The 14,819-nt window shown below is 38.0% G+C and carries 10 protein-coding genes; 2 read left to right on the plus strand and 8 right to left on the minus strand.

Annotated features, from left to right (window positions below; translation table 11 throughout):
- Positions 1 to 61: 61 nt before the first annotated feature.
- Positions 62 to 904, minus strand: a complete 843-nt coding sequence (licT, locus tag AC4J95_RS05165; RefSeq protein ID WP_494548901.1) for a BglG family transcription antiterminator LicT — start codon at positions 902 to 904, stop codon at positions 62 to 64.
- A 585-nt stretch (positions 905 to 1,489) separates the two neighbouring features.
- Here licT and AC4J95_RS05170 point away from each other — a divergent pair.
- Complete coding sequence (locus AC4J95_RS05170) at positions 1,490 to 2,002, plus strand: type 1 glutamine amidotransferase domain-containing protein (protein ID WP_494548902.1); 513 nt, start codon at positions 1,490 to 1,492, stop codon at positions 2,000 to 2,002.
- 95 nt (positions 2,003 to 2,097) lie between these two features.
- On the opposite strand, the gene AC4J95_RS05175 is transcribed toward AC4J95_RS05170, so the two are convergent.
- The 4 genes from AC4J95_RS05175 to AC4J95_RS05190 form a co-directional block, all read right to left on the minus strand.
- Positions 2,098 to 2,379, minus strand: coding sequence for a hypothetical protein (locus AC4J95_RS05175; RefSeq protein WP_494548903.1), 282 nt, complete (start codon positions 2,377 to 2,379; stop codon positions 2,098 to 2,100).
- Between the two features lie 718 nt (positions 2,380 to 3,097).
- Positions 3,098 to 3,247 carry a hypothetical protein gene (locus AC4J95_RS05180; RefSeq protein ID WP_494548904.1) on the minus strand — a complete coding sequence of 50 codons (150 nt, stop codon included), beginning with the start codon at positions 3,245 to 3,247 and terminating at the stop codon, positions 3,098 to 3,100.
- 173 nt (positions 3,248 to 3,420) lie between these two features.
- Positions 3,421 to 4,125 (minus strand): winged helix-turn-helix domain-containing protein, encoded by a 705-nt coding sequence (locus AC4J95_RS05185; RefSeq protein WP_494548905.1) that lies wholly within the window; start codon positions 4,123 to 4,125, stop codon positions 3,421 to 3,423.
- A 329-nt stretch (positions 4,126 to 4,454) separates the two neighbouring features.
- Entirely contained in the window at positions 4,455 to 5,585 is a 1,131-nt protein-coding gene (locus AC4J95_RS05190; protein ID WP_494548906.1) for a tyrosine-type recombinase/integrase, read from the minus strand.
- 437 nt (positions 5,586 to 6,022) lie between these two features.
- On the opposite strand from AC4J95_RS05190, the gene AC4J95_RS05195 reads away from it, so the two are divergent.
- Positions 6,023 to 7,546 (plus strand): AcpB/EbpR/MafR family transcriptional regulator, encoded by a 1,524-nt coding sequence (locus AC4J95_RS05195; RefSeq protein WP_494548907.1) that lies wholly within the window; start codon positions 6,023 to 6,025, stop codon positions 7,544 to 7,546.
- Between the two features lie 43 nt (positions 7,547 to 7,589).
- On the opposite strand, the gene AC4J95_RS05200 is transcribed toward AC4J95_RS05195, so the two are convergent.
- Genes AC4J95_RS05200 through AC4J95_RS05210 form a run of 3 tightly spaced genes read right to left on the minus strand, consistent with a single transcriptional unit; the run spans position 7,590 to position 13,773 of the window.
- The gene (locus tag AC4J95_RS05200) at positions 7,590 to 9,227 is read right to left on the minus strand and encodes a SpaH/EbpB family LPXTG-anchored major pilin (protein ID WP_494548908.1); all 1,638 of its coding nucleotides are present in this window, start codon (positions 9,225 to 9,227) and stop codon (positions 7,590 to 7,592) included.
- Positions 9,227 to 9,940, minus strand: a complete 714-nt coding sequence (locus AC4J95_RS05205) for a pilin N-terminal domain-containing protein (RefSeq protein ID WP_494548909.1) — start codon at positions 9,938 to 9,940, stop codon at positions 9,227 to 9,229. Before AC4J95_RS05205 ends, AC4J95_RS05200 begins: the two co-directional genes overlap by 1 nt.
- A gap of 2 nt (positions 9,941 to 9,942) precedes the next feature.
- Complete coding sequence (locus tag AC4J95_RS05210; protein WP_494548910.1) at positions 9,943 to 13,773, minus strand: SpaA isopeptide-forming pilin-related protein; 3,831 nt, start codon at positions 13,771 to 13,773, stop codon at positions 9,943 to 9,945.
- Between the last annotated feature and the right edge of the window lie 1,046 nt (positions 13,774 to 14,819).

Consider the following 14,819-nt stretch of genomic DNA (forward strand, 5'->3'; position numbering starts at 1 on the left):
GTATGCCCTTCCACTAATCAACAACCCGGGATAAACGTGAAAAGCGGGCGGGTCCTAATTTCTATTGATTGACTTTTTGCACTAAACGTGCGATATGAATCGTTAAGTATAATTTCTCATCATTTGACATTTCGTATACATATTTCTTCCGAATAAAATCAGCAATTCGTTCAACACATTGATAGGCGTTTTGGTATTTCTTTTGAATGATCAGCAACAGCTCATCATCAGTTTCATCGGTCAATTGACGCCGGTTCATGATTCTTGAAGCGAAGAAACGCAAGTGCGTGGTAAAGCGATAGAAGTAGACAGATTCTTCATCCAGTTGAACTTTAAAATAATAGCTGGTAATTTGGATGATCTCCTGCATCATCTCCGCGATCATATACGCATCTTCATTCTCGCTATCGGATTGTGCATTTACTAAATGCAGCGCGATATTTCCTGCTTCGTCTTCACCGAGGTCGATCTTGAATTTCTCCTTGATCTTCTTTACAGCACTGACGCCGACCGAAAATTCATCGGGAAACAACCGTTTGACATCCCACAATAATAAATTACGAACACGGACACCTTCCTTGACTCGTTGGATCGCCGCATATAAATGATCAGTGATCGATATATAGAGCGAATCATTCAACGGATTCTTCAATGTAACTTTCGCCTCATCAATAATGTCATTGGCGATCTCTACATAAGTGATTGGAACATCGACTAGTAATTCTTGAAACTTCTGAAACAAATCACTGTTCGCAAGGTGATAGGTTTTGTCGATTGCCTCCTCGGCTATCTCATCCCCTATTTTTTTATGAAAGGCTAGACCACGCCCCATCGCGACAATCTCGTTATTTTTTTGATCGGTCGTGATGACTACATTGTTATTCAAAATCTTTTGAATCTGCATCCAATGCTCCTCCGTTCTGCGACATTCGCTACTAGAAATCTTCTCCACTGACTTCGTTCACTTAAAATGATAGATAGCTTTGTAATCATTGTCAAACCCAAGATTGTTGTTTTTTATAAAGCACCTCCTATTTTAGAGCAACAAAAAAACCCAATGAGGGCACGACAAATAATCGTACACATCTCATCAGGTTTAGCTTGTATTTAAACAATCACTATCCATCAATTGGTCTATTTAATTCAAAATTAGCTTAACAAATTCAGAAAGCGCTGTCAACAGGTTTTACAAAAAGAATTTTTTTGACAATTCAATTTTGTAAATGGAGCATCTCAAAAAATCAGCAATAAACAACACAGCCTTTTCGCTTCAAATCAACGATCCAATCAAGTATTTCCAGCTGATGGTTCCAGCGTAAATCCAGTCGTTGTAAATTTTCTAATTTTCGCAGGTATTTCGACAATGATCTCAATTATTATCTTAGATAAAACAACAGAATTGATCACATGCCACCAAACAGATAATTTGAATTCCCCAGGATTATCCTTTAGGGTGAAAGTGGATACATAAAGAAAGGATGGACATTCAATGACCAAGAAAATTGCAGCAATCGTTACGGATTTAGTAGAGGATGTTGAACTATCCTCTCCAAAAGAAGCACTTGAAAAGGACGGCAACGAAGTCACAATCATCAGCTTTGAAGCCAATCAAGAAATCACAGGCAAAAAAGGTGCTACGTTCAAAAGCGACAAAGGCATCGACGAAGTAAAACCAGAAGACTTTGACGCATTATTGATACCTGGCGGTTTTTCACCAGATCAATTACGCGGAGACTCACGCTTTGTTTCTTTCGTGTCTTATTTCTTAGATAAAGATCAACCGCTATTCGCTATTTGCCACGGCCCGCAGCTATTTATCCAAACAGGACTGACTAAAGGGCGCACCATGACTGCCTATACGACTGTTCGACCAGATGTTGGTTACGCTGGCGCGATCGTCAAAGACGAAGCTGTTGTAGTCGATAATAAACTGGTAACTAGCCGGACACCCGATGATCTTCCTGAGTTCAATGAAAAGATTGTCGAAATTCTGCACGCTTAATTTCTAACCAACAGATCAATGACAAAATAAATCCGAGCAATCAGTTATTGCATAACTGATTGCTCGGATTTTTATTTTTAGGAAGATGTTCCTTATTAAAAAGGCAGATCATCCGCATCTATCTCGTTGCTTTCTTCCTCATATATTTCATCTTCCAAAGTTAATCCTTTTTCCTCAGGCTCTGTACGCTGAAAAGCGAGAAAATCCATTTCTTGCATGTACTGTTCGTCTATAAATGATAAGGGATTATCATATGGACTATTCCCAAGTTTTACCCATTCACGCAACTCTTTTCGCTCTTTTTTAGTCATTGGATTGTCTTTTTCATAATCAGCCAATTGTTTCTTTAAAAAAGCTTGTTTCTCTCGATAATTCATAACTAACTCCTTCATCTATCTATGCGATTTTCATGAACAAAAAAGCGCAAGTAAAAATATCACTACAAACCCAATAAAAAATGGCGGCACGTATTTAAATACGAACTGACTATAAGCTTTTCCTGCTCTGCGCTCCGCTTCAAACCTTGGATCTTCTCTGTGCCTAACGAACTCCCACGGAAATCTAGAGAAAAAGAGGCCATTCGTCAAGCGAGTAATCAGAGCAATACACAATAAGAGCCCTGTGCAGCTAATACCGGCAAATGCAATTTCCTTAATTAAGTAGCTATCCATTCCAATCTCCCCGCTTTCAAACAATCGCGCTTAAAAGAATTCCAATGAACACCAAATAAAAAAGCAGTCCAAACCGATTTCTAGGATTGACTGACCAGCCATCCCCCTGTGCCTTAGGAAGCAAGAAGCTTTTTTCTCCTTTAGGAATAACAATCAGACTCACGATGAGCGTCAGAAGAACCAGCGCCAAACAGATAACAGCTGGATAGTTGATGTCGAGGCTGCCAAGCAACGTGTTTTTAAGGAGCAGCAATGCAAGTATAAAAATGCAACTATAACTATTCCTACATAATTTGGATTCATTTTATTCGTTTTCATGACTTATCCATCTCTTACAGATAGTCTACCACTAGCCATGAATTTGTTGAAGTCCGTAAATAATTACAGTAAAAAAGTAAAAAACAGCCCATAACAGGCTGTCTGCTTAGCGATCGTATCCTACCGCCACACAATTTAGGCCGGTTGAACCTACAAAGGCATTAATGATAGTGCCATCTTGCGGCAAGTAGCCATCCTTTTCTTTGTTCTTATTGAAATCCTTCACTGAAAAAACGACGATACGCTTGAATTTCATGGATGAACTTCCCTTCTTTCCGTTTTTTTTACTCAATTTCATGATACATGAAAACCTTTTCTGTAGCTACTAGTAATCAGCAAAGACCCACAGAGAATTCCTGTGAGCCAGAACATATAACTTAACTATATAAATGACTATTTATATTCTCCGTTCTTGATTCACTCCTCGGTTCAAACTGCCTCATCACCGACATGGCTTTGGTTTAAACGATAACCTTTCCCCCAGATCGTCTCAACTAATTCTTCCTCGATCCCCATCTCTTTGAGCTTCCATCTGATTCGCTTCGCTAAAATAGACATCTGTGCCAACTGCGAGCTGTTTGGGGCAGCTCCCCAGATTGCATAAGACATTTCCACTCTAGAAACCATTTCACCATTTGACTGAATCAGCTTTTCAAAAAAGGCCATTTCTTTTTTAGAGAGGATACGTAAGATCGCGTGTAATTCTTCTTGTTTCAATTCTCCATTTTGATTGAAGATCAGCTTCGGCTGCTTCTCTTTTTTATTCGCGCTGGCCAAATGAGTCTCTAAGTATTCTCTTAAGCGATCAATCGACTGGCCGTCACTGATCCACCCGCAAAAACCGATTTCCTTGAGCATTTTCTGCGCCTCTTCCTCTGGTTCAAAGGATGTTTTACGGAAGAAATAGCTTGTTTTGTTCAGCTTTTGGAACAATTGCTGGGCTTCCTTATCACTGATCGTTTCACTAATAATGACTGCTATAAATTTTTCATCAATCTGATCTACATCCATTTTATAAAGCAGCTTCTCGAAAACAACTTTTGAACAATATACCTCATAACCTAGGCATTGCAATTGATTCTGCAGCTTTTGTTCAAACAGTATATTTTTCGTTAAAATCAAGAATGGTTTCATCCCTATCACTTCTTTCTATTAATACTTTGCGGCTAGTCTGTGGTCTTTTAGTGGCGTGCTCATCTGCTCTTCAAAAAATAACGAAAATATTTAAAAGACTTTCAAAATCTCTCTTTAATCTCATTCTTTATTTCTATCAAGTCTGCCTTCATTTTTATTGTTTTTTTTAAAATCTTCACTATAATAACTAACTTAGACAGTTTATTTCCTATTAGATTAACTAATAAGAAAAAAACTCGCGCATACTTGAGAATTCAGCATTAATGGAATAGCGTGACGTTGTTTGTGACGGCTTATAACTCCAAATAAAAAAGCTCGGCTTGAGCTTTTTAACTTGCTGCGTAGTTATTTTTAAAGAGATAATCCAGTTTTTGAACCGCTTCTCGTCGTTTCTCCATCATTGAATCGGTGTATGTATCCAAGGTCATCTTGATCGATGAATGCCCTAATAAGCGGCTGACACTGGCAATATCCACGCCATTTTCGACACAACGGGTAGCGAAGGTATGACGCAAGGCATGGAAATGATAGTCTTCTAGCCCTGTACCAGCAAGAACCTTTTTGTAGCGATAATTGACGGTTCTTGGTTCAACACGTCTGCCATGATAATTCACGACATACTCGGAATTCTTAGCTTGACTTAGTTGAAACAAATATGTACATAGTTTTTCTGCCATTGGAATCACGCGATTTGATTCCTCTGTTTTAGGCCGCTCTTCAATAATTTGCGTTCGCTGTTGGGAGGAATTTTCATCAGGAATCCGCACAATCGTCCGCCGAACCTCAATGATCCGTTCATCAAAATCGATGTCCGTCCATTTTAGTCCGCAGATTTCACCGATGCGCATACCGGTATATAGCGCTATGATGATCGGCACCCCCACCGGTGTTCCTATGAACAGCTTTTCCATTTCTTTTTGTTGCTGAACGGTCAAAGCATGCACCCGTTTTTTGATTTTCTTCGGCAACACAACGTGTTCAGCGGGATTTTTCAACAGACAGCCTTCCTCTACAGCTAGCTTCAACTGACAGTTTAAAATCGTATAGATCAGGTGGATCGTTCCAACAGATAAGCCCTTAAAACTGAGCATATCGATGAACATCTGAACATTCTCTTTGGTCAATTTTCCGACCTTGATAGTTCCTAAAGCTGGAAAAACATGATTAACCAATAAACGAGAATAGTTGGCGTAGGTAGAGGGTTTAACCTCTTTTTTTATTTTTGTGGTCATGCATTCCCGAATCCATATTTCTAACGTTTCGTTACTTTTAGGACTTCTGATCAAGGCTGTTTCAAGATGCTTCGCCTTTACAATTAATAAACGTTCCTTTACTTCTCGATAATTTTTGCCATAGATATAACCATAAGAAATCTTATTGTTCAAATCTCGAGATTTAATATAACGTCCCTCCCAGCGTCCATCTTTTCGTTTATAAATATTTTCTCCTTTGCGGGACACTATTTTCTTCCTTTCTGACGGTGATTTTGACGGCTTATTTTTTTAGAAAAGAAACACCTTGATATCAAGGTTTCTTCCAATACTTAAAAATAGATTTTTAAGAAATATAGCGAATTTCCCGTTAAATATTCTTTTTCTTAATATTATAAAATTTTTTTGCGTTTGACCTTCACCATTTTTGTTAATATAATTAACTTGAAAATAAATAACATATTTAAAATATAATCTAAACCTCATTTTTTCTCGTTAGTTAATCTAATCAGAAAAAAGAGGTTTTTTTTCATTGGCAAAAGTATAGCAAATAAAAGGATACAAATATTTCAAAATCGACTGGTTAATCCCGTCAATTCTGAAGCGTCTTGGGTCACCAAGCACTACGTTTTACTCTCTAGATGCTATAATCAAGTGATAAAGCATAAGAATAGGGGGAAGTCTTTTTGGATTACGAATTATTTGAACCAACGATCAAAAACAAGCTTTCATTGTTAGATCTGCTCTATCGTGCAGGGGATTGGGTGAAATTACCAACGTTATGCTTTAAAACGGATATAGGCGAGAAAAATGTCGTGAAGTATCTGGAAGAATTGCAGGAAGATTTGATTCAAATGAATCTTTTAGGGGAAGCTTCTGGAACGATTGATTTTATCAAGGGAAAAGGATTCTTTTTCAATGGAGAGGAACTTAATTACAAAAAACTTTCATTATATATTTTGAAACAATCTTTGATTTTTAATCTACTACAGGAATTGTTTCTCAACAATCAATTAGCGACGTCAGCTATCCTCAACAATTACTTTGTTAGTGAGAGCACATTGAGACGCAAGGTGTTACAAATTAACAACTTTATCGAGAGTTATCATTTATCCCTGAAGTATAGTGCCAGACAACTAAAAATCACTGGTAAAGAAATCAATATCCGATACTTGGGCTATCAATTTTTCTGGACTTTTTATACTGGCATCACTTGGCCCTTCAAAAATGTTGAACAAAAAAAAATTGATCACTATGTGAAATACGCACTGAAAAATTATGATCTAGCTAAAAAGAATACTTTGTCGTTGGAATTTTCTTACTTATTTGCACTGAATGTTTCGCGCTTTCATGCTAAACATCCGATAACACCGGAAGATATTCCAGCTTATGTCAAAGAGATCAATCAGCGGCAGCTTTTTCCACGTTCGGCCTTTTATCAGGACTTTCAAAAAGAGTTTTTCCTATCGGAACACGAGATCAATTATATCGGGTTGCTTTTTCAGTGTCGACCACAGTTTTATATTCGCAAGGATAATCTCCAAGAGGTGATTCAGCTACACAGAGAGCTTGATACGCCGATCTATCAGCTATACACCCTCTTCACCGAGGAAACCAACGTCATGTATACGCCAGTCAAAGAAGAACTGAACTTAAAACTCTGCCATGCGATCATTTTATCGACCTTTTTACATGCGACTTTTTTTAAAAATTTTATTTCTGTCGCTTCTGGCTACGATCTTTTATTCTTTTATCAGACAAAATATCCTCATCTATATACTTATATGGAAGACACGCTAAAAAAAATGCGTGACCAGTCGGAATCGTCCGTGTTGGAGAATGACGAATTTCTCATTCCAAGGTTTTGCGAAGCCTTCTCGGCCATTAATATTTTTACTAAGTTTGAACCGGAGATCGTTGTAAAAATTGATACCAACCTAACGATGGCATTGGAATATATCTTGGCTCAAAAGCTGGAACAGATCTTTCAGAATTTCTTCAACGTTCGTTTTCTGTCATTTATTGAAGTGGAAAAAAACGAAGAACACAAATTCGACATGGTCTTCTCTTCGATTATTCAAAATGTTGAAGATAGTCCTTATCAAGGTGTTCCAGTATATACTTTCCAACCACAGATCACGCTTTCTGATATCACCAAAATCAATGACATTTTAACCAAGTATATTGAGAGTTTAGACTCGCAAAAATAATACAAAGGTGCCGTATCATCACTGATACGACACCTTCTATGGATTATACTGCTTGTTCGCTAACTTTACGATACTTAGTGATTGCGATCAACATTAAGCCTAAACCTACGATTAGGAAGGCGATGATCCCTTTTCCACCGGTTGATGGTAAGAAGCCTTTTGGCGCATTCGGGATTTTCAGTGTTGTTGATTCAGCGTAAGAACCATTTTTGATTTCAAATGAAGTATCCTCTACTAGCTTAACGAAACCGTTTGGTGCTTTCGTTTCCTTCAAGAAGTAGCTGCCCATTTCCAAACCAGTTACCTTGATTTTCCCATCAGCGCCTGATTTGAATCTCGTTGCAGCAGATAGGTCACTTACCCAGACCGGAGTTCCACCTTCCACATCTTGTTTTAGATACTCATCATTACCACCGTTATCACGTCCTACGACGAACTCTGCTCCGCCTAACGTTTGAGTCTCCTTGCCGCTTTCATGTTTCAAGAATCTATGACCACCGGTTCCGAAACCTGGAGGCGGATTAAGAATGTTACGGTCATCATTCACATCACCATCACGTGTGATTTCTACAACTAGATCATTGTCAATTTTTTCATCGACAGGCGTAAATTCTGTCATACTGACGCCATAAGTGATTTCAATTTTCTTGCCGGCAAATTGTTTTAAATAATCAGCTGTAGCCTTCGACTTAGCAAATTCAGCCGCACTAGAAACACTTGTTTCAGCATTGAAATTAGCGGCTAAAGTAAAGCCGGCATAGTCTGAATAAGGAGAAGCAGTGTTTTGCGGTGTCAATGTCATATGGCTATAGAATTCAGTTAAATCATTGCCCTCAATTGTACGGCCATCAATCACAATTTTTGAAATTCCTTCGAATTTTACTCCTGTTTTGGTCAACTGATCGACAAATGCGAATCTATTGTAACGAGTTTGTTGTGTGCTCGTTGCACTATCAGTAATAATCTCACCGATTTGACTTGGGAAAGTAAATGACGCTTTGTAGTTGATCTGTTTCCCAACTTCAAAAGTATAGAAACTTTCTCCTGCAGGAACATCAGGTAATTTATTTCCGTTCTCATCTACTAAGATTTTCTCAGGCACTTCTTTATCAACGATTTTATTTTTTGGATACAAGTGGATCGTGCTTAACTCAGTCGCTCCATCCATCGCTGGCAAAATCAGAATGGTTGGATTTGAATAGCCTTGATAGCCTGTTGGTAATTTCTCTTCAAAATAATAGACGTTATAGGTTCCGTCAGCTGCTCGTTTCTCCAATGCATCAAACGTTGCATCGCCGTTACCGTTAGTTGTTTGCTTTCCTTTTTCAGTGGCTTTTGATTTATCTAAAGTAAAAGATTTCATCAATGCTTCCGTTTTTGTTTTTACTTCGGCTTCTGATTCATTTCCTGTCAATGCCAGTTTAGCATAAAAATCTGCAGTTACATCCCACGCGGTAAACTCCACACCTGGTAAGCCCTCGTAATGACTGAATTCATTCATTTCTTTACCAGTATTTGTAATTGCCTCATTTGGAAATTCATCCATTTTCTTTTTATGCAAGGTTACTGCCACTGTTTCTGCAGCTGCCGCATTCTCACTCAAACCAAACAACCCTGTTAATAGTGGTACGAGACACACAATTGCTGTTAATAATCCTGTCCATTTTACTTTATGTTTCATTATTTTTCCCCCCTATTTTTTTTGGGTCTTTTTAGACCCATAACTGCCAGAATAAAAATGAGACCGCCAAGCACTGAGTAGCTATTTACAAGCTCGTTCGTTTGTGGAAATGATTTACCGGAAGTATCTACTGGTGTTTTAGGAACCACCAGTCGCTCAGTCGTTTCAGTTGGCGGTGTGACTACTAACGGTTCTTTTTCTTCTGCATACTTTCCATAAATCATCACTTTGAATATCTCTAACTCCGAGTCAACATCGTGTTGCGGAAAGAATAAAACAACTGGCAGAAAATGAAATTTTCCGGTTTCTCCATTAGCTAAAATCAGATAAGCCGCATCCTTGTTTTCTTGATATCGTGGAAGTGAGGTCCTAGCTTCCCCTTCACTATTGACTGTCAATACCTCTTCACTTAATGGTTTCAATCCTTCTGTTCGAATAAAGCTCTGCATCTCTTCTTTGGTTGCATTTTTATCTAGCAAGAATTCCTTAGCTTCTTTTTCTGTCATCACATTTGAGTGACGCCAATTCGTTAAATCATAGATCGTAAAGTTCAAATTATCGGTTCCTTGAACTTTTTCTCCCTCTTTTGGTCTTGTATTGATGATGATTTCGACTTTCTCATTTGTTGTAACTGCTGAAACGGAACTCGTCAACATGTTAACTCCAATCAAGACTGCTAGAAGGGACAAGAAAAGTAGTCGCTTTTTTTTCATGTCTAGTCCCTCCTTCTATTAATGTATAAGTAGACTGCACCCAATCCGCTGCCTGCTACTAAGCAAATAATAGAAAATAGAACGAAGTACCGATTCCCGAAACTTCCAGTTCTAGGGAGTACACCCGTTTGTCTGCGATTTTTCACCTTTAAAGTAATTACATTTTCTGTTTCACCTAGTTTGGTTGAACTCGTTACCAGAGGATGGCTTTCGACCCCTACATGACCACTCTCAAAAATATCAACAGCAATCTCTTTTTCTAAACCGACATAGCTGTCTGGTGCAGTGACTTCTTTTAAGAAATAGAGCTCTGACTTCAAACCAGTAAAAGTAAAGGTCGATCCTGAAGAGATTGTTTTATTGTAAGTGCCTGATAAATTTCGCAAGCGGAAGACAGCACCTTCGATTTCTGCTCCTTGCTCGTTCGTCTTTATGACTTTCAACTTGAACTCATCCAACTTATTTACGACTGTTTTATTCGTTGAATCAGCAACAACCGCTGTACCATCGGCCTTTTCAGTCACTGAAAACGTAAAATCATCCATCTTTTTAAAGCCTTCTGGAACAAAGGTTTCACTTACTCGGTACGTGCCGATCGGCAGATCTTTGAATTCAACGATTCCACTTGCATCTGGCGCAACATTGTCTATAACTTCAATGTTTTTTGTTGTTTCTGTAAGTTTGAATTTTGGCAAACTATCACCGAAAAAAGGTTGGTTATTCTCCATCACTTTCTTAAAGGAATAATCAGTGGTCATCAGTTTATTAGTAATAAGGATTCCTTTTGCATCCAGCGTTGCTGATTGAAAAGAGGTTTGACTATAACTTGGTTTTTCATACCCTGACACTTTTTCGACATTTCCAACTCGTTCAATCACTCGATAAGTAATATTGGAATCTCGATCCACCGCTGGAAAAGAATTTTTCCAACTGTTTGTAGCATTCAATGAAACTTGATGAAGATCGATCCAATTTTCTCCATCCTTTTTTTGCAGAACGGCAGTTATCGTTTGCCGCAACTTCCAGAAATTCGCTGTTCCAGCTCGTTCATCTACCCATTTTTTCTCGACTGGAATAACGATTTCTTTAAGCTCATTGATAACAGTGATACTTTCTTCTTTGCCATTGACCTTGGCGACAACACCAGTTCCATCCGCTTTTTCCGTGACGACGATCGTAAAATCAGCCATCTTCTTATAGCCGGTAGGAACAACAGATTCACTCACTGTATAAGTCCCTATTGGCAAACCCTCAATCTTAACTAAGCCGGCATCATTCGGTTTAATACCCGTGAGTTTATTTCCCTTAGCATCTTCAACCGTAAACTCAGGTTTGTTTGTTCCCGTAAAGGCTGTTCCATCTTCTTTCAACTTGGTAAACGTATAGTCCGTGGTCATTAAGCGGTTGGTGATGACGATTCCATTGGTTCCTAAATTATTGGAACTGAAACTTGTCTTGCTGTATTCCGGCTTCGCATAGCCTGGTACTTTATCCAGATTGCCAACCTTCTCAATCACGCGATAAACAATATCTGTCTTCCCATCAACTGCCGGAAAATTAGCAGTCCAATTATTCTCTGCATTCAATTTGACTTGATGGACACCTGTCCATTGACTATCATTCTTCTTTTGTAAAACAGCAGTTACTTCTTGACGTTTTTGCCAGTAATTTTCAGAATCATTTGACCAAACCTTTTTTACTGGAACGACAAAATCTTCATTAACAGCTCGAACCGAAGGAATACCAAAATGCAATAAATCAGTTGTACGTGTTGGCGTAGGTGTCAATTCAACAAAATCTGTACTGACCGGATACCATCTTCCCGACACAAAACTTGCATCCTCAGTTTTCAGGCGAACTTTGTAATCAAGCTGAATTTCCTGACCGCCGAACAAATTGATATTACTCACTTCAATTTTTCCATTGCTGCTGGTCACTGTCGGTAACTCAACGGATGTTTCTCCGACTGAGCTCGCAACGGGGGTACTAATAAGTTCCACCATATTCCCGATAGAAAAATTGATTTTCCCTGCATCGACTGTTCGCAGAATCGTATGATACCAATTCTTGGTATATTCCGTTAATTCCTCACTATTATCCGTTTCATAGAAGAAGTAATCATTTTGCGTTTCGCCAGTAGCGTTAGCTTTTTTCGAAGACATTTTATATAGGCCCTTGATCATATCTGCTTTTGTATGACGATATTCTGTACTTTCTGGCCCGATATTGAAGGCTAACGAATGAATCTCTACTCCTGCATCTTTGAGTTTTCGTGCGGTTGAATTAGTCGTGGTAATGTGACTTGTGATATCCAAACTACCAACTCTCCACGGTTCTTTAAGCCCAACAGAATATTCCCAATTTCCTAATTGGTCACCACCTCTGTATTGCCCTGCATTTGCTCCTGTTGTATATTTTGGAATATTCTCAGTAACTAAAACCTCATCAAAATACATACTTGTATCCGCTACTGAGTTCGTTGGATAAAAGCTGAGATTCGGTGCCCCGTCTGTCAGAATAAACATCAATTTTTTTCGACCATCTGTCCCACTAGGATCAGCCGCATCCAATATATCTTTACCGACCATCAAGGCACGCTCGGTAAATGTCCCTCCACTTGGTGTAAGATTCCTGTATTGATTAACAATATTGTCCCAATCGCTTTCCTGACCTGAGATCGCTACTGTGGCATCTGGACTGCCAGGTAGATAATCTGAAAAGACATGTGCCCCCATACGGATATTATCGGCATCTGGAACATGGATCTTTTTCACTTCAGTAATTAATTTTTCGATCGAAGCTACAGCGTCACTCTTTTTCTTGGTAGTCATCGAACCTGAATCATCCAGTAGAAAAACAATATCAACACCCGGTTTATAATTGTAATTTCCGCGAACATTTAACCGAACATCGAATTCGTCCTTTTTGTTCGTTTCCATTGCCAGCTTCCGCAATGATAAGTTGGGATTACTCGCATCACCATAATGGATATAAGAGTTCGTTCGATCATCGCTTTGGACATTCCAGCTGGTTAACCCATCCCAGCCAGCAGCACTTTCATTTCCCCCTTGATGATTGATGACGTTGGTCTGTCCAGTCGGCTGCCATGAATATTCCGGATATTTCCCATTATCTGTTTTGTAGCTTGGTACTTTGTTGGTATAAAAATTTTCATGAACTAAATTTCTAGAACTTCTTGCAGCTGATACACCAGCCAATTGTGATTGACTATTCTGATCAGAATAGAGCGAAAAACTGTTTGCCGTAACTGGAGCTTCTTGATTAGCTGAACTACTAGAAGCCGATTTTTTAGAGCTTTTTGAATTCTCTGTTTTTCCCATCTCCAACACTAAAGGCTCTGTTAGCCCAAGAACATCCGTATTCGATTCCTTTGGACTTTTTTCTTTTGTTTGATTGTTCAAACTTTGTTCATTTAGTTCGATGAACAATTGAAGCTTTTTCTCTTTCTTAGGAAGCACAACTTTTAAAACATATTTTGCTGAAGAGGTAAATTCTTTTTCGATGAACCAGTCATCCTTCTTTTCCATCCCGTTGACCATAGGATACTCAATCACTTCGTTGCTTTCCGTTAGTAGCTTTAACTTCAAACGACTTTCTTTCTGCTCACCGTCAGCTTCTCGTTTTAAATTGACTCGAAAAACATTTCCTTCTTCCGTTTGCTCTGTATCATAAGAAACATTCAGAAATGGCTCGTCAATTAACACGTTTGAACTTGTTTCTGCAAATGTCTGTGTTTTCACATCCAACAAACCTACTAAGCTTGAAAAAATGACCCCTAACACAATTAGAAACTGTAGTTTTCCCCTAAGCATCTTTTAACCTCCCTTCACCCGAAAATACCTCCATCGGTGTTATCATTCTATTAAATAAAATAAGTCTTTTCAAATTTAAAATTAATTCAATTTTAGTTATTTATTAAGGCTAAAATGACAAAGAAATGCGTAGTATCATATATGTTTGTTATTGTCCATCGTTATTAGACCCATTTCTTTTATTCCCCTTAAAAATAATGACTATTTATTTAGTTTAAATTAAGTTAATTATATGGTTTTTATAAGCAAGCTTTTTTAGAAGAAACGTAAATAAACGCTTATATATTACGGTTTATGTCTATAACAAAATAAACCAGGGTTTATTCATTAGGTTTTTTCACTCAATAATATAGTCGGATTATGGTACGAAAACACGATATAATTTATATTCCGATACCGAAAACTTATTTTTTTACGTTATTCTAAAATTGTAGTTTACATTGCGCGAAAATAATCGTATCGTTTTTTTATTTTGTAATTCCATTTATTTTTCCAACTCCAAAAAACGCTTAATATCGTTTTTTATTTTTGTTTTCATCCCATTTTATGGAACAAAAAAGAGCCTCAAGAAAAACCTTGAGGCCCGTCACTCATTCCAAATACGTTCTATCCTGCGTATCTCTCAAATCAACCTTGAACGATCACAAGTTGAGTTGTTCAACGAATTACTTTACTGTAAGACCTAAAAAGCTTCTATTATATAAGAGGCTTCAATGGCCAAACCATTTCTTATTTTGAAAGCGAGTCGATGCACGAACAATTGCAAAAAATCCTTTAGCTACCTGTTCGATATTTACAACAATCTGCATGCTATGTAAAGGCTCCACCTCATCCATCGTTAAATGAACGATAGCCCGCTCAATTAAGAGCGGGCTATCTAACTAATCAATATTTATTATTCTAAAGTTGAGGGTGTTGACTATTACTAAAAATTAACTATTTCTCGTTTAAACGATGTATTCCCAAATCCTTCTAATACATCCTTGTAACCCTATAGTTACGCCAGTTTGATTAAATTTCATCAAAATGAGTTAAAGTGTCGCATA

The sequence above is a fragment of the Enterococcus sp. GPZ-007 genome, from assembly GCF_059374735.1.

Excerpts from the sequence above, each read along its gene's own strand:
- AC4J95_RS05180 (WP_494548904.1), bottom strand. The coding sequence starts at position 3,247 with ATGAAATTCAAGCGTATCGTCGTTTTTTCAGTGAAGGATTTCAATAAG.
- AC4J95_RS05185 (WP_494548905.1), bottom strand. The coding sequence starts at position 4,125 with ATGAAACCATTCTTGATTTTAACGAAAAATATACTGTTTGAACAAAAG.
- AC4J95_RS05175 (WP_494548903.1), bottom strand. The coding sequence starts at position 2,379 with ATGAATTATCGAGAGAAACAAGCTTTTTTAAAGAAACAATTGGCTGAT.
- AC4J95_RS05200 (WP_494548908.1), bottom strand. The coding sequence starts at position 9,227 with ATGAAACATAAAGTAAAATGGACAGGATTATTAACAGCAATTGTGTGT.
- licT (WP_494548901.1), bottom strand. The coding sequence starts at position 904 with ATGCAGATTCAAAAGATTTTGAATAACAATGTAGTCATCACGACCGAT.
- AC4J95_RS05205 (WP_494548909.1), bottom strand. The coding sequence starts at position 9,940 with ATGAAAAAAAAGCGACTACTTTTCTTGTCCCTTCTAGCAGTCTTGATT.
- AC4J95_RS05210 (WP_494548910.1), bottom strand. The coding sequence starts at position 13,773 with ATGCTTAGGGGAAAACTACAGTTTCTAATTGTGTTAGGGGTCATTTTT.
- AC4J95_RS05170 (WP_494548902.1), top strand. The coding sequence starts at position 1,490 with ATGACCAAGAAAATTGCAGCAATCGTTACGGATTTAGTAGAGGATGTT.